Genomic DNA, 18,136 nt, shown 5'->3' with positions numbered 1-18,136 from the left:
TAGATGAGACTTCCCATCATTTTAAATGAGTAAGATCCCTCAGAGACGATGAGGTTGATAGGTCCGAGGTGGAAGCGTGGTGACACGTGCAGCTGACGGATACTAATCGATCGAGGACTTAACTTAAAACAAAAAGCGTCGCGGGCTTGGTCAGATGCGACACGCATAAGCCAGTCACCGAAAAGCCCTGCTTTATGGGCTTGTAGGGGAATGACTTATGACGCGAGCATCTAGCCCGCAGAGCTGGATTAAAACAAAAAGCGGAGACGACCGTTAAGGTCCGACTGGATAAGTAAGACCGCGAAAAGGCTGGTTTTCAGCCTTGTAGAGGAATTGCTTATACAGCGAGGACCTGGGAGTCGGAGCTGGATTAAAGCACTAGCACGTGTGAAGTTCGTTGATGTCTTCCTTCTTATCTAGTTTTGAAGGTACACTTTTCTTAATTAATCACCAAGGAAGTTCTGTTAAGCCCGTTCACGCCTGTGAACAACACAGAACGACCTGCATCCTGCAGGCCTGGTGGCAATAGCGGAGAGGCCACACCTGTTCCCATGCCGAACACAGCAGTTAAGCTCTCCAGCGCCCATGGTAGTTGGGGCTTTGCCCCTGCGAGAGTAGGACGCCGCCAGGCAAACCAAACACCCATTAATGAGCTCATCCTCATTAATGGGTGTTTTCTTTGCTTCTATCACAATTTGATTTCTCTTAAGTTGTCTATCCACTGTAATACGCAAATACCTTTAAAAGGAGGAGGAAAACCAATGTTTTGCCCCTGCATTTTGGGATTCATTTTGGGATTCCACCATCCTTTAGCTATTCCTGATCTCAGCTACATCAAGACGGACAGAAGAGGAGGCATTACTTGGCCAATGCTTCCCATGCTGCATTCATTCCGGCTACTCTTCCTGTTACCATAGCAGACGTAATATTGTAGCCGCCTGTGTAACCATGGATATCCAGAATTTCACCGCTGAAATAAAGACCATGCATGAACTTAGACTGCAGGGTATTAGGTATCACCTCTTTAGTGGAGACCCCTCCGCCTGTAACAAACGCCTTCTCAATAGGCTGGGAGCCGTTTACGCTAAATCGGAATTGCTTAAGATCACTTATAAAGCGGGAAAACTTTTCCCGGGAAATATTTGCTGCACGATCTTCTAAAGAAATGTCATTCTTTTGAATTAAATAATCAAGAAAACGTTCAGGAACCAGTCCTTTGCTAACATTTTTTACAGTCTTTTTCGGATTCTCCTCCAAGTGTTTATTATAATCATCCAGCAAAATTTGAAAAGATTGATCAGGTAAAGAATCAATTTCCAATGTTACTTCCTTGTTTCCTTTTTTTAATTCCTTCACTACAAATTGCGAACATCTCAAAACCGCAGGACCGGAGACACCGAAATGCGTAAACAGCATGTCCATCCGGTGGGTGATGATCGGTTTGTTTTTATCATTCAACACAGATAAATCTACATCGCGTAATGCGAGACCTTGCAGCTTTTTCTCCTTGATAAACTTCTCGGAAGAAAGAAGGGGCACCTCTGTAGGATAGATATCGGTAATTGTGTGTCCGGCTTTCTTTGCCCATGCATAACCGTCCCCAGTACTTCCGGTATGGGGAACGGCTTTTCCTCCAACTGCTACGATGACAGCACCAGCTGTGATTTTTTCCTTGTTTTTAAGGATGATGGTGTGCTGGTTTTCGCCGTAATCAATTGCTTCCACCGGAGTGTTCGTCCTGATGGTAACGTCCAACTCCGCCAGCCGGTTGAGTAAGGCATTTACAACACTTTTAGCGGAATTGCTGACAGGGAACATGCGGCCATGGTCTTCTTCTTTCAATTTGACGCCGAGGTCTTCAAAAAAATCAATGATATCATAATTGTCAAAAACGGAAAAAGCACTGTATAAAAAACGGCCGTTCCCTGGAATATGTTTGATTACTTCTTCTTGTGGCAACCGGTTTGTGACATTGCATCGACCGCCTCCTGAAATGGCTAGCTTTTTTCCTAGTTTATTTCCTTTATCGATCAAAAGCGTGCGTGCACCGTTTTCGGCAGCAGCGATTGCAGCCATCAATCCAGACGGCCCTCCACCGATCACGACTACTTGGTAAGTCAAAATCACTTCATTCCTTCCTGTTATCTGTCTGGGTATATAGGGTAGGATTCCTTATATAGTCTTTCCCTACTATAGCATAGCATGTCGTCAGTATACGCAAAAAGTTGCTGGGTTTCCGACAGATCTGTTTTCCGGATTAACAGTAACTGCAAAGGAGGCAGCTTCATTCTGAAAACCGCTAGATTATAATAGAATGCAAAATAAAACCGCAAAATTCTGTTAGAAACCGAACGATATGATAAAATAGACTGGTTAGATAAAGGAGATGCAGGTGAATTATCATGGCTGTTAATAATATAGTACGCGGCACAATGCTTCTGACTGCCGCCACATTTATATCGAAATTTCTAGGGATGATATATGTCATCCCATTTAATGAAATTGTAGGTGCTGAAGGAGGGGCGTTATACCAGTATGCGTACATACCATATAACATCCTGATCAGCATATCGACGGTCGGTGTACCTTTGGCCGTTTCTAAATTCGTGTCGAAATACAATTCGCTCGGCGATTATCAAACTGGAAGGAAAATGTTCAAAGCAGGATTCAGCCTAATGGCGATAACTGGTTTCATCGCTTTTTTGATCATGTTCCTGGGCGCTGGAATATTGGCTAATATTTATATACCTGATGATTCAGAAGGGATTGCGGCAGCAGATGTGGCAATGGTTATCCGGATGGTGAGTTTCGCCCTGTTGGTCATCCCGGCAATGAGTATTGTCAGGGGATTTTTCCAAGGGTATGAATCAATGGGTCCTACGGCTGTATCCCAAGTAGTAGAGCAAATCGTGCGCATTATATTTTTGTTGGTGGCCGTATACTTAGTAATCGATGTGTTTGGCGGAACGACCAGATTGGCAGTTGGTTTTGCCACATTTGCAGCCTTTGTAGGGGCGATTGCGTCCTGTCTTGTTTTATGGATGTTCTGGAGAAAAAGAAAGCGTCACTTGGACAGGCAGGTTCAACAACAAGTGGAAAGCTATAATTTGCCGATGAGCAGCTTGTTTAAAGAGTTGTTCCGTTACGCTGGTCCATTTGTATTGGTAGGAATTGCAACACCGCTTTATCAATTTGTCGATTCGGTTACATTCAAACGTGGGATGGCAGCGATCGGACAAAGCGATATAGCCGATGTCGCCTTGTCGAACATCAACTTGTACGGGCATAAGCTGGTGATTATACCTGTGACACTAGCGACTGGTATGTCCTTGGCTGCCTTGCCTGCAATAACGAAGTCATTTACGGAAAAGAACCGGCAACGCATGTATCAGCAAATCAATCAATCCTTGCAAACGATCATGTTGCTGATCCTCCCTTCGATTGTTGGATTGTCTATCCTCTCTAATGAAGCATATCAGTCTTTTTATGGTACCTTCGAAATCGATTTAAATGGTTCATTGTTAGGGTGGTATGCACCGGTAGCGCTCGCTTTTGGTTTTTTCACCGTCAGTTCTTCGATATTGCAGGGGATCAACCAACAACGCTTTGCCGTAATCAGTCTTACTGCTGGATTAATGGTCAAAGTCTTTTTGAACCTCCCGTTCATCCATACGTTTGGTGCAAAAGGCGCCGTAATAGCCACCATGCTGGCAGTGGTTACTGCTGTCCTTCTCAATCTATGGAGGGTAAAACAAGCAGTGGCATTTCCGTTTAAGCAATTTATCAAACGTTCCATACTAATAGCGATCTTTACAACCATTATGGGAACAACTGTCTGGCTGGTTAAATGGGTACTGGGATTTTCTATTTCCTATCAGGATGGCCGGGCAGAGGGAGTGTTGGTGCTGATTCTTGGTGTGATTGCCGGAGCAATGGTCTATTTGTGGCTTTGTTATGAATCCACTTTACTGGAACGTGTGTTAGGGAGCAGAGTACGGGTAATTGATAAATTTTTGAAACGAAAGTAATAAAGGAGGAAACAGGATGAGGATCGACAAGCTGCTATCCAATATGGGGTATGGAAGCAGAAAAGAAGTAAAAGATCTACTGAAAAAAGGGAATGTCCGCTGTGATGATAAAGTGGTAAAGTCCCCTCAGACTCATATAGATCCGGAAAAAAGTGTGATCAGCGTATTCGGAGAAATAGTGGAATACAAAGAAGTGGTTTATTTAATGATGAATAAGCCGCCGGGTTACGTATCTGCCACAGAGGACCAACGTGATTTGACAGTGGTCGATTTATTGGAGCCGGAAGATGCTGTTTTGAATCCTTTTCCAGTAGGCAGGCTGGATAAAGATACCGAAGGGCTTTTGCTGATCACCAATGACGGCAAGCTCGCCCATCAATTGCTCTCCCCTAAAAAACATGTAGGGAAAACGTATTATGCAACCATCGAAGGGAGGGTCACAGAAGAGGATATAAAAGCTTTCCAAAAAGGGGTGACTTTGGATGATGACTATGTCACACAGCCGGCTAATCTAAACATTCTCTCCCGTGGTGAGCTATCCGAAATCGAACTAACCATCACTGAAGGCAAATACCATCAGGTTAAACGCATGTTCGAGTCGGTTGGAAAACGGGTCACCTATTTGAAACGGCTCTCGATGGGGAGCCTGATGCTTGATCCTGATTTGCAGACAGGAGAATATCGGGAACTTACGGATCAAGAATTGGCTTACTTACAAAATGAGCACATTAAAAAAAATTGACTGACGATAAAAGGTCAGCCATTTGTTTATATATCAACAATGTTTCACGAAATTTTGACTTTCTTTCTAGTGATTTTCCATCTTCCCCGATTTGGGCTCACTACCAGGCCATTGTGCTCTAGTACATGAAGGTCTCGTTGTACAGTACGATCGGTGATTCCAAATTCTTCAGCTAATTCGGTTGTGGAGACTGTCCCGTTTTCTCTTATATACAGATAAACAGCCTTTACCCGAGTCAGCATCCGGGTTGTTGATTGATTCAAAAAACCACTCCTTAACGTTCAAGTCATTAGAATTGTGGTGCAAGTGAACCTTTGAAGTTATCATAATTTTACACCTTTTTAAGTAAAAACGCTAGAATTTCAGGCCATTTTACTGATAATTCACGATATTTTCACAAAGGGGGCGATTGTTTGCTTAGAAAAATAATCTTGAAAGTCGTTGCCATCAGCAATACCATGCTGTTTGTTTCTAGTGCGTTGTTGATTCTGCTTGCTTCTGTCTTGATTGTGGTGGTGGAACCGGAAACCTTTCCGACTGTATTTGATGGTTTCTGGTGGACGATGACCACAGTAACCACTGTCGGATATGGGGACTACTCCCCTGCAACTTTTGGCGGCAGGTTGATCGCTTTGGTTTTATACATATTGGGCATCGGACTTATCGGCGTTGTCATTGGCAAAGTATTGGATGGACTTGGAAAATTCAGAAAAAACCGTGAGGAGGGTAATATCATGTTTTATGAAAAAGGGCATTATATTATCATTGGCTGGTCTCATAAAGCAAAGGCAGCTATTAAAGAAATGCGGGAAACCAATAAAGACGTAGAAATAGTAATCGTGGATGACTTGGAAAAGGCCCCGATGCTGGCGGAAAATATCCATTACATAAGAGGGAACGTATCAGGAAGCGATGTCCTGGAAAAAGCAAACATAACGGAGGCAGAGGCAGTATTGATTTTTGCAGATGAACGGGTACAAGACAAGCAGCTTGGTGACGGTAGAACGCTTTTGATTGCCACGGCCGTTGAGGCTGTCGCGCCGAATGTGCATACCATCGTAGAAGTCATGGAAGAAGCACATATCAAGAACTTTGAACACATCCAGGTAGATGAGTTTATCATTTCGCATGAGACGATTTCTTCCTTGTTTGTCCGATCTGCGTTTCGAAAAGGTATTTCGAGTGTGTATAATCAACTTCTACGCAGATCGTTTGGGGACGATTTGTTCCATGTGCCCAAGCAAAAGCACTGGAAAACATTTCGTGACGCTTTTAATGAACTACTGGAAGATGGAGCAACTCTGATTGCAGATCATACCAATTTGAGTGTCAACCGGATGCTGGATGAACAGTTACCTGAAGATGCAGAATTATATGTGATCTGCGATTTAGAAACATATGAACGAATACAACAAAAGTATTCTGGGAATAGACACTAAATAGAAAATAAATAATAGAGAGGGGATAGAATGGTACAACACGAAAAAACATATCGTTTTTTACAAGTATTCTATTTTTTCACCTTTTTTTCTAATGGTGCTTTATTTCCATTACTCGCCGTTTTCCTTGAAGAGGAAAAGGGATTGAATCATACGCAGATTGGCGTTATCGTTTCAGCAATACCTTTGGTTACTGTATTTCTCCAGCCTATTTGGGGAGCAATCAGTGACTTCACGAAAAACCCAAGAAAATTGCTATTGATTTCGGGACTTGCAGCAGGTCTGCTCGGTTTCGGATATCCGTGGTTGAATGGATATTACCCGCTAGTCTTCGGGATTATCATCATTGCTATATTCCAGTGTGCGATTATCCCGTTATCAGACAGTTTGACGCTGAATTACGTGCAAACCCATAATAAAGATTATGGGAACATCCGGTTAATGGGATCTGTCGGATTTGCTGTAGCAGCGTTCTTGCTCGGACGTTTGACGGATATGACAGATTCTATCAATTGGATTTTTTATGCCTTTTCGTTGGCAATATTGTTGGCTCTGTTAACCTTGTTTGATTTTCCGAAACGAGGACAAGGTGTGACAGTTTCTTTTCGGACAGGGCTTACCAGCTTATTTAAGCAAAAAGAGTTCAGTTTATTTTTGCTGGCCAACTTTTTAGTCTTCGGTCCCGTATTAGCCAATAATTTCTACTTCAGTACCTTTGTGCTCACTGCAGGCGGGACACTTGCAGGTGTAGGAGTCGCTTTCTTGTTGGCTGCCGGGAGCGAGGCGCCGTTTATGCGTTTTACACAGACAGTGATCAATAAAGTGGGTATTATGAATGTGCTATTGATAAGTGGCGGTGTTTCAAGTGCAAGATGGCTACTGTACTTCTTTGAGCCGCCTACCAGTGTCGTTTATGGTACGACTATCGTCCAAGGTATTTCTGTCGGCCTTTATGTACCGGCTGCGTTGATTTTTATCAGGGATATTGCCCCGACTGCCCTGCAGGCCACCGCTGTCGGTGTTTATTCTGCTGTTGGCAATGGGGTGGGGAATGCATTTTTTACATTTCTTGGTGGCATAATGATAGACGCGGGAACCATCTTCATTATGTATGGTTTTTTCTCGCTGATTACACTATTTGGACTCGGATTGCTTGTCTATATACAGCGGCTGGTCAAAACCGAGGATCTGCTTACCGTAGGAGGATGAGGTTGATGGCTGTGTCACACTATTTTATCGGAATTCCAGTGGATGATAAAATACAACAACAACTGGAGACTGTGCAAGACAGACTAAGAAGTTATCCAGATTTAGCGTATAAAAGTTGGACGAATCCGCATGACATGCACATTACCCTTAAATTTCTCGGCTCCACAGCCGATAGTACTATTGAAGAAATAAAAGACAGTTTGCAGCAAATCAAACAAAACGACTGTTTCTCCCTTGAGGTAAAAGGGATCGGTCATTTTGGAAATCCTAAAAAGCCAAGAGTTGTCTGGGCTGGTGTGGAAAAAACCAGCCCACTGGCAGCTTTGCAAAAACAGGTTGAGGAACTTTGCCAAACTTTTGGATGGTCGATGGAAAACAGACCATACCGTCCGCATATCACGCTTGCGAAAAAATGGGCGGGAACAGATAATGTAAAAAAACCTATATTAGAGGAAATCCATTTTGGAATCCTGACAGTAGAACAGGTTCATCTGTACCGAATTCATCCATCCCAAACTCCAAAATATGAAGCGATTGAAATGGTCAGCTTAAAATGAGGTGAGCGATTGGCGCAACTGGTTAAATTACAGAATTATATTTCACGTTATGAGAAGGATATTTTTCATTATCCGGGACAGTTTAGCAGGATGAAAAAGGAAAAATGGAACAAAACGTTGAACCAGTGGGAAGAAGAACGTTTTTCTTATGAACAGGAAGTAGAAAGAATCCAGCATACCGAGAAAACTTCAAAGCCGAAGTGGCGTTCTTTGTTTACCAGAAAAAACAAGCAGGAAGAAGCTTGGCCCGTGGAGAATGATAAACCGGGGCTGCCATCTACAAAAGAAGATTTGAAACACCAATTCCTCGATCGGCTGATCGCTTTTCAATTAAAGTGGGCCTCTTCTACTGTAAGTCAAATGTCATTTTTGGACAGAACTTTTTTACATGATCCCATATTGAAGTTTTTCTTGCAGCGTTTTCCTGATACTTACTTATTCATGTACGAACCTGTTTTCACGTTGAAAAATAGCACGATGGAGGGCGACGTGGTCCTTATAAAACCTCAGGGCATAGAGATTATCAATCTAGTGGAAAACCCTTCAGCAGACACAATATTTGTCAACGAAGAGCGGATGTGGGAAATCACCATTCGAGGAAACAAAGAACGAATCCTTAGCCCGATGCTATCTTTGAGAAGGACCGAACAGATTATCAAAAGCATTTTGGATTTGCACCACATCGATTTTCCCATACAAAAGACTGTGCTTTCCCGCACCAACTCGATGCTTTTTGAAAGAGAACCTTATCGTACTAGATTTATAGACAAGCACCGGTACGATGAATGGCTGCAACAACATCGACAAGAGGTTTCTCCGCTGAAGCATAAGCAATTGATAGTTTGTGATGCGCTGTTGAACCATTGCCAAACAATAGCAGTCAGGCGGAGGGAGTGGGAGGAGGACGATGGCTCCCAGCCACTATAATGTGGATAAGCAGGCTGTGGTTTGTTCTCCGATAGAATAGTTTGCTTTCCGCTTGTTTGCTGACAGTGTGATTAGTTTTTGTTATATTGCGATTGCTCATTTAAACTGAAATCCACCGAATGCAATAACTGATTATTTATGCAGCTTTGAAGTAGAATATCCAAGAAGTTGAATCATTGTTCCTATTGAAATGGAGCATTTATAAGAATCAATCCACCCGGACAAAAACAAGAACGGGTCCGTTGATTTTCAGAAAACCGAATAGGGGATAGGTAATGTATATATTTATTGTAAACACGGTATCAGCAAATGGGCGAGGACTGAAGATACTTAAGAAGCTGGAAACAGATCCGTTATTTCAGTCAAGTTATTGTAGAACATTCCGGACGGAGTACAAGGGACACGCAGAAAAGCTGGCTCAGCAGGTTGCCGAGATACATAAAGAACAAATCGAATGCGTGGTAGTCATCGGAGGGGATGGCACCTTGCATGAGGTGGTCAATGGACTCAAACATTTTAATTGGATACCCATTGGTTTCATTCCGGCGGGGAGCGGAAACGACTTTGGAAGAGGAGTGGGGATGGTTCGCGATCCACTAGCCATCTTCCGGTCGATTGTTTCAAAAAAACGCCACAAACTTTATTGGCCAGGGGTATATTTGACTGATAATCGCACACAAAAGTATTACCGCCATTTCATGAACAATATAGGATTTGGTCTGGAAGCCGAAGTTTCAGCAGCGGCCGAACAAATAAAATCAAAGAAATGGTTCTCTCTGTTAAAACTCTCAAAACTGAGCTATCCGCTCGGATTGTTTGCGGTAATCAAGAATTTTAAACCGTTACAGATAACCTTGAACTTAGAGGGAGAGAGAAAACAGTTGGACAATGTCTGGATGATGACAGTCTCGAACCATCCTTATTTCGGAGGCGGCATGAAAATCAATCCCACTGCTAAAATACAGCCCGATTCCTTATCTTTACTGACGGTGCAGAACATCACACGATGGAAACTGTTACTTTTATCTATGAGTGTCTATTGGGGAAAGCATATAAAACTAAAGGAAGTTTCCCATTTCCAGGTATCCTCTTTGACGATAGATTCAGAAATCCCCATTCATTTCCAGACAGATGGACAAGTCGGCAAGTGTAAGAGCTGCCGGATCAGCAAGGAAACCGAAACCAGGAAAATATTTGGTGCTTTTACGAAATTAACTTCTTGAAATTCACCCATTAAATGAGTTAATCTAAAATATGTCTGCTATTTAGTGTGGTTGTTGTTCAGCTTTGCATTTTACGAGCTTCTTTACGCAATCGGCGGAAGGATGACATCGGAAATAATGCTTGGCTGGAACAATGCTTTATCAATTAAACCAGCATATATACAACAATGCTTTCTGGATGGAAAAAACCAAGACGGATTTGAGGAATTGAAGGTGAAGTGGTTGGATAACATATTAGGCGATGATTGGACGATAACTCCTGCTGGCGGTTCTTCAGGAGAAGCGTATTATGCACATAGTGAACGAAAACGGCTCTTTCTGAAGCGTAACTCATCACCGTTTTTAGCAGTCTTGTCTGCAGAAGGAATCGTACCAAAACTTGTTTGGACAAAACGCATGGAAAATGGCGATGTTATCACGGCTCAGCAATGGCTGGACAGCCGGGAATTGACCCCTGAAGAAATGCAGCACCCCCGGGTTGCGAAGTTATTAAGCAGAATCCATCACTCTTCAGAATTGCTGGACATGCTCATGCGGATCGGAAAGCGTCCGATCAAGCCGGAAGATATTTTGTATGATGTCAAATCCAATATTCGGATCCATGAAGAAACGGCTACACAAATCGAGATTCATAAAGCGATGAAACATCTCGAAACCATGCTTCCTCGTGTCCAACATTTTAAGCAAGTGGTTTGTCATTGCGACATGAACCATAATAATTGGTTACTGTCTGGAGATGGCCAGCTTTATCTAATCGATTGGGATAACGCCAAAGTGGCGGATCCTGCTATGGACATAGGGATGATTTTATACTGGTACATACCCGAACATGATTGGGATGATTGGTTATCCCGTTATGGATCGGCACGGGACAACCAGTTGATAGAACGAATGTACTGGTATTTGATTGCACAGTCTGTAAGTTACATTTTATGGCACAAAGATCGAGGGGAAACTAAAAAGGCCGATCAGCGCCTACAGGAGCTTGAACGTTTGCTTAAGCGTGTCAACCAATAGTAGGTGGGTTGATGGCGTTTACCCATTGCTGCAGATTTTCCCGGTTGCTTTCAATATGGTCATCTAAATTCTGGACGAGTTCACCTTGTCTGCTGTAATCATAAATGGCAGGCAGATGTCCTTGTAAAGCGGAGTCAGTCACAGACTCTTCTGCTATCATGGATTTCACCAGACGTTGAATTTGCTGGCATTCGGCTACACTTCCGCAACATTCCTCCGAATGCTCGCTTAAGATATCGTAAAGCAAGTCCAGCTGATTTTGGACATTTTTGGTCATTGCAAGTCCCCCTTTTACTGCTATTATTTCTCGATATTTTTTATATTATGCATAACGCAAGCATGGGCAACGAAAGCAAAACCGGGCGAATTCCAAACGTTGATTGAATTCACCCGGTTTTTTTGGCTCGCTTGTTTCCTCTGCTCCGCTATTTCGTTCTATAGAGCCTTTTAAACTGCTTGCTGCCATAAAATTTTATCGGTCAAAGTCTTTGATTCTAAAGGAATCCCGTTTTAAGACTTTTACCCGATATACCCATTATGAAATGGATACATGAATGACTGTTAAATCTCTTGAACAGCTTCTTGCTTCGCTTCATGTGAATACGTGTCTTCTTATATACCTCTCGTTGAACTTCCCGGCGAGCTTCTTCCAATCCCCAATAAATCTGCCGCATAAAATGAAATCGGTCGACAATGATTAATGGATCTCCTAGTACCATGCGGACTGCCTGCTTAAATGATTTCGATAGATCCATTACGAAGATTTCCACTTTGCTGTATCACAGGAACGTAAGTGCTTTTCAATTGTCTACTTTTCAATAATCTCTTTATCCTCCATGTCCATCGTCCACCACTTTGGTTTGGAACCTTTCTCCTCCTGGATCTCCTTTGCCTCTTCTATAGCTATTGTCCGAGGAAGAAGCTTTCTTGTTTTTAGCTGTTGTTGATCAAACAATGAGTGTATTTTTTGCACAATGCAGAAATACTCATCACGACAGGGGATACCACCACATTCAGTATAGAGCCCATAAGGAGCTTATCAAGGAATACAAAAAACGGAACGAATTCTGATCCCAATCGAATTCGTTCCGTTTTTACATTGATGGCTAAGCTTTTATCCCGGCCTTGTCCTTTTAATAGCATAAGGATAATGGTGCATAGAGCTATAATCCAAAGCCTTTTTAAGAAAATCATTGTAAAAAGATAGCGCCGATCCGCACTTATCTGTCAATCCTGGTAAAGAGCAATGAACCGTTAATCGAGTGTTCAGGCTTTGTTCATCTGCGGGGAATATTTCACTTGCTTGGCTTTTACTTCCCGGTTTGCTTTTTCGTTCAATTTTTCGAAAGGGTAAATAAATAGTGCATATCCGGCAAACATGACGGAAAATACAGCCAGCACAATCGTTTCAATCATCGTGGTAAAAAATTTCAATTTTATTCACTCCTGTTAGTCCGATTAATCTCACATGTCTAATATCATATACTTGAAAGCGTTGCCAATCCAACATCTGTTTTAGTGAGTAAGGTTGGATATAACCTGCTCTGGGTCCGTCAGTAAAATTTATCTCCTAAACGATGATATATAGACTTTATTGGTTAGATTTCCTTACATATACGCAAAATTTGCGATAATCTTTCGTTTTTGTTGAAATAATGGTAAGGTTTATACGGTATAAATAGAGAGGGGTTACGACTTTGCGTTTAAGACATAAACCATGGGCAGATGATTATTTAAAAGAAAATGAAGATATTGTGGTTCATAATCCATTTGAGCAGAAAGGAAATTGGAATTCGCTTTTTCCCGACGACCAGCCGCTTCATATCGAAATCGGCACTGGCAAGGGTCAGTTTATCGCCGGCATGGCTGCTCAGCATTCAGACATAAATTTTATCGGAATTGAAAGGGCGAAAAGCATTGTTGTCAGCGCAGTGGAGAAAGTGAAGCAGGCGGAAGTGGCGAATGCAAAATTACTGAATGAAAATGCCCAGGATTTACGTGAGTTGTTTGCGGAAAATGAGGTGGACAAGATTTATTTGAACTTTTCAGATCCTTGGCCAAAAACGAAACATGAAAAAAGAAGGCTTACTTACCACACTTTTTTACAACAATATAAAGGAATTCTGAAACCTGATGGAGAAATCGTTTTAAAGACGGACAACCGCAAATTATTTGAATACTCTTTGGTGAGTTTCTCCAAGTTCGGCATGATACTGGATGAAGTTTTATTGGACTTGCATGATTATAATGATCCAGACAACGTTCAGACAGAATACGAGGAAAAGTTTTCTGGAAAAGGACAGCCGATTTATCGCTGTAAAGCATATTTTGCTTCGTGAAAAAGGGGAGTGAGAGAAAAATGGAGTCGTTGACAGTTGGGAGAGCAACATTGACATGGCTGAACGGAGGAGTCAATCACTTGGATGGCGGAGCTATGTTTGGTGTAGTTCCGAAAGCGTTATGGAGTAAAAAGTATCCTTGCAATGAAAAAAATCAAATTGAATTAAGAACAGATCCACTATTGCTCGAATTGGATGGCAAGCGTTACTTGATAGACTCTGGTATTGGCAATGGGAAATTGACAGACAAACAAATTCGCAACTTCGGCGTTGCAGAACAATCCAAGCTGGAAACTTCGCTTCATGAGTTGGGATTGTCTGTCTCCGATATAGATGCTGTTTTAATGACACACTTGCATTTTGACCACGCTTGCGGCTTGACGAAGTGGAAGGAAGACACGTTGACAGCTGTCATTCCTGACGTGCCGATATATGTCAATCATACGGAATGGGAGGAAATGAGAAATCCCAATATCCGTTCGGTAAATACTTATTGGACAGACAATTGGAAGCCAATAGAAAACCAGTTTGTCAGCTTCGAACAGAAGATAAGCATTGCTCCCGGATTGGAGATGATCCATACGGGGGGCCACAGTGACGGCCATTCGATCCTAGTATTTGAAGATGGAGAGGACATATTCATCCATATGGCTGATTTAATGCCTACCCATGCTCATCAAAACAAGCTTTGGGCACTTGCCTATGATGATTATCCGGTAACTTCTGTTCATGAGAAACAAAAATGGATGGAATATGGAATAGCGAATAACGCATGGTACACCTTTTATCACGATGCTTACTTCCGGGCACTTAGATTTGACGAGGATGGTAACCTGCAAGGTAAAGTCGAGCGGGAACGATACCCTTACCCAGGGCTTTCATTTAATTGACCTGCTAGGTATAGGACTAACACGAGGGAAATATAGAGTGTTTGTCTATGGCTTTATTCTTTGCCAAGTAATTCGTCGATTGCTATAACAAAAAAACCGAACGAGTTCGAATGCGTAGGAATTCGAATTATCGTTCGGTTCATTGACTATCACCGGCACCTTTTATATAAACGGTTTAGGCAGATTGCAACACGTCCAAAATGGAACCGGTCTCTGCGTCTACTTTAAATTCATACTGCGTACTTTCTCCATCGACAGTTCTTGTAATCCCGCCGCGATATACGGTATAAGTAAGTCCGTTCTTCTCCATTTCCTCAGGCTTCATATAAATCCATGAACCACTTATTGGACCCTGCTGTTTAAACGCTTCTTTAGCGGATTTCAAAGCTTTCTCTGGTGTAACCTTGCGTTGTTTTTCGTATTGTTGTAAAGCAAAATATCCTGCCACTGCTCCGATTCCAGCTCCGACTGCGATTCTTTTCCAATTCATAGTTAGTCACCTCAGGTTAAGATTTTAATTGTAGTATACCTGAAACAGTGAAAAATAGAAAATATTATGAAGTGATTGTCCTGTCAAAATGATTCTCTCCGTCAGCAAAGGGGTTTATCTGGAAACGATGCAAAAGTTCAGCTACAATAATCGTAGGAACTAAAAGTTGGAGGGAATACATAATGAATAATGAAACAAAGCAGTTGTTTCGCGAATTGACGGAATTGCAAGGTGCTCCTGGCAATGAACACTTGGTAAGAAAATTTATGAAACAGCAATTAGAAACATATGCGGATGAAGTCATACAAGATCGCCTGGGCGGTGTATTCGGTGTCAGGAATGGAGAAGGCCCTAAAGTGATGGTGGCTGGTCATATGGATGAGGTAGGTTTTATGGTTACCCAAATCACCAAAAACGGGATGATTCGTTTTCAAACGCTCGGTGGATGGTGGTCCCAGGTGTTGCTAGCCCAGCGAGTGCAAATCATGACGGATAACGGACCTGTTATCGGTGTGATCGGTTCGATTCCGCCACACAATTTAACGGAAGCACAGCGTAAAAAGCCGATGGAGTTGAAAAACATGCTGATAGACATCGGTGCCGATGACGAAGAGGATGTTAAACGGATTGGTGTGAAGCCCGGCCAGCAGGTTGTTCCGGTCACTCCTTTCACCCCGATGGCCAACGAAAAGAAAATCCTGGCAAAAGCATGGGATAACAGGTATGGATGCGGTTTGTCCATTGAGCTTTTGAAGGAATTGCAAGGCGAAAAATTGCCAAACCAGTTGTTTTCTGGTGCTACCGTACAGGAGGAGGTAGGTTTGCGTGGTGCTCAAGTTGCGGCAAACATGATTCAGCCCGATGTTTTTTATGCGCTTGATGCCTCTCCTGCAAATGACATGTCGGGTGATGAGAAGGAATTCGGCCAGCTTGGAAAAGGCGCGCTGTTACGGATTTTCGACCGCTCCATGATCACCCATCATGGTATGAGGGATTTTGTGCTGGATACTGCTGAGTCAAACGATATTCCTTATCAATATTTCATTTCCCAAGGTGGAACCGATGCCGGCCGTGTTCATATATCCAATGAGGGAATTCCCTCTGCAGTGGTGGGGATTTGTTCACGCTACATCCATACACATGCTTCCATCATTCATGTGGATGACTATGCAGCAGCAAAAGAATTAATCGTTAAGCTGGTAAAAACAACGGATAAAGCTGCTGTTGAACAGATTCATAAACAAGGCTGAAATTTGAGTTTGTCGCTATACAGCTGGTTATAAAGCCGCTGCGCGATTTGGAAAAGGATGACCGTTAATGAAAATGTATATAGGTTCTATGAACCCTGCAAAAATAAAAGCCGTCAAAAATGCATTTCCAGAGGCTGAAGTGGTCGAAATCGATGTAGCTTCCAAGGTTTCGCTGCAGCCCTTCTCGGATGAGGAAACAATGGAAGGGGCGGTAAACAGGGCCAGAGAATGCGCCTCCTTAAATCCTGACAGTGTCGGGATTGGCCTCGAAGGTGGAGTCATGGAGCTAAGTGGGGAGTTATTTTTATGCAATTGGGGAGCGCTGATAAACGAGAAAGGCCATACATTTCTTGCCAGCGGTGCGAGGATTCCCCTCCCGGAAGAAGTGGCTGCCCAGCTCGAAAAGGGCATCGAACTCGGGGAAGTAATGGATGAATATTCCCAGCGGAAAGACGTCCGTAAAAAGGAGGGCGCAGTCGGTATTTTTACCAATGAACTAGTCAGCAGGGAAGAAATGTTCACCCACGTGATGAAGCTGCTTAAAGGACAATATCAATTTCAACAACAATAAAAAAGAAGTAGCCGATAAAAGTATAGTGCTGTCAAAGTAAGAACCGAGCGAATCCCAACTTATAATCGGATTCGCTCGGTTTTTTAGTAGATTAATATTATATTCCGTCGTCTTCTTTAAAGGGAAGCCTGGCAAATACCGTTTTGGACAGTTGCCACCAACAACCGGTCGGAAACATGAATCTGTCATCGGGCTTACCGGTGCTGCGGTCGGTGAAAGAGAGCGCATTCCATTTGACAGACTGACTTAGAAAACTTGAACGCTGCATAGGGCCGCCCCACACTCTTAACAAGGCTTTACTCAAAAAGATAGGTAATGACGTCGAGCGCTTGATCCGTTGTTTCAACGGTGACGTTTGCTTTATTCGATAATTCTTTTAACGGGTGGATCAATGAAGCAGGACGGATGATGATGGTGGGCTTATTCAATGCAATGGCAGTACCTGCATCCATGGCCGTATTCCATTGCTTGTAGTTTTCACCAAACAGGGCGATGACGAAATCAGCTTTATTCATCCAAACTTCCGTTCTAAAATTGTTGATTGCCGAAGCCGCGTCGTCACGATAAAGCTTTCCAGGCTGCTCCCCCAGTATCTTTTCCCCGATCATATCAGAATGTTCATGATTTTCCTGAGGGCCGACGAATCGGAGGGACAGCCCTTTTTCTTTTGCTTTTTCTTTCAGTTCCGATCGCCAGTTATCGTGTATTTGGCCGGCTAAGTATACAGTGAAATCCATCCACAACATCCTTCCATCTAAATTTATTTTCATTTTACCATCGGCAGCGAATTTTTGCTTAGTACGTGCCTGCTGTTCCTTCTTTGGACAGTGGAAGTTATTTCTATCGGAAAAATTCGTCACCGTGCTTGTCAAACAGAAAAATAATAGTATGATGTAAGAGGGAAAGAAGCAACCAGATCGGGAGGAAAGAACGTGAACAAATGGAAATTTGGTCAGCTGGTCACCTCTACCTTGATAGTAGTTTTTTTGGCTGGCTGCACTTTAAAGGCTGAAAGCAAAGCGTTTGATGAAGCGGCGGATGTAACCGACAAGGTTTTTAAAACAGAAAAGCCGGACGCCAATAATGAGCTGGAAGGTTTATCTGTATACATCCCGGATGATTTGAAAATCGCTGAAAATACGAATAACAATTTGATTTTGGAAGATGGAGAGCAAACCTATATTTTATTTTATAACCGGTTTGAACCTGCTTCCAGCAAGATTAATTTTCAAGAGGCACAAGAAGCGGAAGATAGTGCGTTATTAGAATCATTTAAGGAGCAAGAAAGGTTCGGTTATATTAAAGTCTCAGAACCCGACGGCAGGGAATACGAGCTGCAAGTTGGAACAGGCAGCGTGAAAGTGACGACATTGACAACCAAAAACAATCTGGAAAAAGATGCACAAATGATGATGAAAATGGCAAGGTCTGTTTCCTATTAGAAAGCGACTGCC

At 42.7% G+C, this 18,136-nt stretch carries 20 protein-coding genes and 2 rRNA genes; 15 read left to right on the top strand and 7 right to left on the bottom strand.

What is annotated here, in order from left to right; all coding sequences use genetic code 11:
* Positions 1-126: ribosomal RNA gene (locus tag ABVF09_RS06345) — 23S ribosomal RNA — on the top strand; the annotation flags it as partial.
* Positions 127-515: 389 nt separating this feature from the next.
* Positions 516-631, top strand: a 5S ribosomal RNA gene (rrf, locus tag ABVF09_RS06340).
* Positions 632-858: 227 nt separating this feature from the next.
* Here the strand turns inward: rrf and ABVF09_RS06335 are convergent.
* A complete protein-coding gene (locus ABVF09_RS06335; RefSeq protein WP_371068793.1) occupies positions 859-2,121 on the bottom strand; it encodes a BaiN/RdsA family NAD(P)/FAD-dependent oxidoreductase in 1,263 nt (420 codons plus the stop codon).
* Positions 2,122-2,402: 281 nt separating this feature from the next.
* Here ABVF09_RS06335 and ABVF09_RS06330 point away from each other — a divergent pair, with 281 nt between their 5' ends.
* Both ABVF09_RS06330 and ABVF09_RS06325 read left to right on the top strand, forming a co-directional pair.
* Positions 2,403-4,028, top strand: coding sequence for a putative polysaccharide biosynthesis protein (locus ABVF09_RS06330; RefSeq protein WP_371068783.1), 1,626 nt, complete (start codon positions 2,403-2,405; stop codon positions 4,026-4,028).
* Positions 4,029-4,044: 16 nt separating this feature from the next.
* Positions 4,045-4,770: a pseudouridine synthase gene (locus ABVF09_RS06325; RefSeq protein ID WP_371068782.1), complete on the top strand. Its 726-nt coding sequence runs from the start codon at positions 4,045-4,047 to the stop codon at positions 4,768-4,770.
* A 44-nt stretch (positions 4,771-4,814) separates the two neighbouring features.
* On the opposite strand, the gene ABVF09_RS06320 is transcribed toward ABVF09_RS06325, so the two are convergent.
* The gene (locus ABVF09_RS06320) at positions 4,815-5,033 is read right to left on the bottom strand and encodes a DeoR family transcriptional regulator (RefSeq protein ID WP_026569649.1); all 219 of its coding nucleotides are present in this window, start codon (positions 5,031-5,033) and stop codon (positions 4,815-4,817) included.
* Between the two features lie 150 nt (positions 5,034-5,183).
* On the opposite strand from ABVF09_RS06320, the gene ABVF09_RS06315 reads away from it, so the two are divergent.
* The 6 genes from ABVF09_RS06315 to ABVF09_RS06290 all read left to right on the top strand — a co-directional run bounded on the left by ABVF09_RS06315 (position 5,184) and on the right by ABVF09_RS06290 (position 11,142).
* Positions 5,184-6,209: an ion channel gene (locus ABVF09_RS06315; RefSeq protein ID WP_237648697.1), complete on the top strand. Its 1,026-nt coding sequence runs from the start codon at positions 5,184-5,186 to the stop codon at positions 6,207-6,209.
* 30 nt (positions 6,210-6,239) lie between these two features.
* Positions 6,240-7,418 carry an MFS transporter gene (locus ABVF09_RS06310; RefSeq protein ID WP_026569651.1) on the top strand — a complete coding sequence of 393 codons (1,179 nt, stop codon included), beginning with the start codon at positions 6,240-6,242 and terminating at the stop codon, positions 7,416-7,418.
* A 5-nt stretch (positions 7,419-7,423) separates the two neighbouring features.
* A complete protein-coding gene (gene thpR, locus ABVF09_RS06305; protein ID WP_161993107.1) occupies positions 7,424-7,975 on the top strand; it encodes an RNA 2',3'-cyclic phosphodiesterase in 552 nt (183 codons plus the stop codon).
* A 9-nt stretch (positions 7,976-7,984) separates the two neighbouring features.
* Entirely contained in the window at positions 7,985-8,902 is a 918-nt protein-coding gene (locus tag ABVF09_RS06300) for an NERD domain-containing protein (RefSeq protein ID WP_371068781.1), read from the top strand.
* Between the two features lie 275 nt (positions 8,903-9,177).
* Positions 9,178-10,125 (top strand): diacylglycerol/lipid kinase family protein, encoded by a 948-nt coding sequence (locus ABVF09_RS06295; protein WP_371068780.1) that lies wholly within the window; start codon positions 9,178-9,180, stop codon positions 10,123-10,125.
* Positions 10,126-10,347: 222 nt separating this feature from the next.
* Positions 10,348-11,142 carry a phosphotransferase gene (locus ABVF09_RS06290; protein WP_371068792.1) on the top strand — a complete coding sequence of 265 codons (795 nt, stop codon included), beginning with the start codon at positions 10,348-10,350 and terminating at the stop codon, positions 11,140-11,142.
* On the opposite strand, the gene ABVF09_RS06285 is transcribed toward ABVF09_RS06290, so the two are convergent.
* The 3 genes from ABVF09_RS06285 to ABVF09_RS06275 form a co-directional block, all read right to left on the bottom strand.
* Complete coding sequence (locus tag ABVF09_RS06285; protein WP_026569656.1) at positions 11,132-11,419, bottom strand: YtzH-like family protein; 288 nt, start codon at positions 11,417-11,419, stop codon at positions 11,132-11,134. The two genes, ABVF09_RS06290 and ABVF09_RS06285, sit on opposite strands and share 11 nt — an antisense overlap.
* A 217-nt stretch (positions 11,420-11,636) precedes the next feature.
* Complete coding sequence (locus tag ABVF09_RS06280) at positions 11,637-11,861, bottom strand: transposase (protein ID WP_371068791.1); 225 nt, start codon at positions 11,859-11,861, stop codon at positions 11,637-11,639.
* Between the two features lie 547 nt (positions 11,862-12,408).
* Entirely contained in the window at positions 12,409-12,576 is a 168-nt protein-coding gene (locus ABVF09_RS06275) for a hypothetical protein (protein WP_155911856.1), read from the bottom strand.
* Positions 12,577-12,839: 263 nt separating this feature from the next.
* Here ABVF09_RS06275 and trmB point away from each other — a divergent pair, with 263 nt between their 5' ends.
* Positions 12,840-13,481 carry a tRNA (guanosine(46)-N7)-methyltransferase TrmB gene (gene trmB, locus ABVF09_RS06270; protein ID WP_026771045.1) on the top strand — a complete coding sequence of 214 codons (642 nt, stop codon included), beginning with the start codon at positions 12,840-12,842 and terminating at the stop codon, positions 13,479-13,481.
* A gap of 20 nt (positions 13,482-13,501) precedes the next feature.
* Positions 13,502-14,371, top strand: coding sequence for a YtnP family quorum-quenching lactonase (locus tag ABVF09_RS06265; protein ID WP_026569659.1), 870 nt, complete (start codon positions 13,502-13,504; stop codon positions 14,369-14,371).
* A gap of 175 nt (positions 14,372-14,546) precedes the next feature.
* On the opposite strand, the gene ABVF09_RS06260 is transcribed toward ABVF09_RS06265, so the two are convergent.
* Entirely contained in the window at positions 14,547-14,861 is a 315-nt protein-coding gene (locus tag ABVF09_RS06260) for a PepSY domain-containing protein (protein ID WP_026569660.1), read from the bottom strand.
* Between the two features lie 182 nt (positions 14,862-15,043).
* On the opposite strand from ABVF09_RS06260, the gene ABVF09_RS06255 reads away from it, so the two are divergent.
* Entirely contained in the window at positions 15,044-16,111 is a 1,068-nt protein-coding gene (locus ABVF09_RS06255) for a M42 family metallopeptidase (protein ID WP_153464840.1), read from the top strand.
* A gap of 67 nt (positions 16,112-16,178) precedes the next feature.
* Positions 16,179-16,682 carry a DUF84 family protein gene (locus tag ABVF09_RS06250; protein ID WP_371068779.1) on the top strand — a complete coding sequence of 168 codons (504 nt, stop codon included), beginning with the start codon at positions 16,179-16,181 and terminating at the stop codon, positions 16,680-16,682.
* A 296-nt stretch (positions 16,683-16,978) separates the two neighbouring features.
* Here ABVF09_RS06250 and ABVF09_RS06245 read toward each other — a convergent pair whose 3' ends face one another.
* Complete coding sequence (locus ABVF09_RS06245; protein ID WP_026569663.1) at positions 16,979-17,419, bottom strand: YtoQ family protein; 441 nt, start codon at positions 17,417-17,419, stop codon at positions 16,979-16,981.
* Between the two features lie 195 nt (positions 17,420-17,614).
* Between ABVF09_RS06245 and ABVF09_RS06240 the strand changes: the two genes are divergently transcribed.
* Positions 17,615-18,124 carry a hypothetical protein gene (locus tag ABVF09_RS06240; protein WP_026569664.1) on the top strand — a complete coding sequence of 170 codons (510 nt, stop codon included), beginning with the start codon at positions 17,615-17,617 and terminating at the stop codon, positions 18,122-18,124.
* Positions 18,125-18,136: the final 12 nt, after the last annotated feature.

The sequence above is a fragment of the Sediminibacillus sp. JSM 1682029 genome (assembly GCF_041366435.1).
Lineage (GTDB): Bacteria > Bacillota > Bacilli > Bacillales > Amphibacillaceae > Sediminibacillus > Sediminibacillus terrae.
This window is presented reverse-complemented; position numbering and strand designations above follow the sequence as displayed.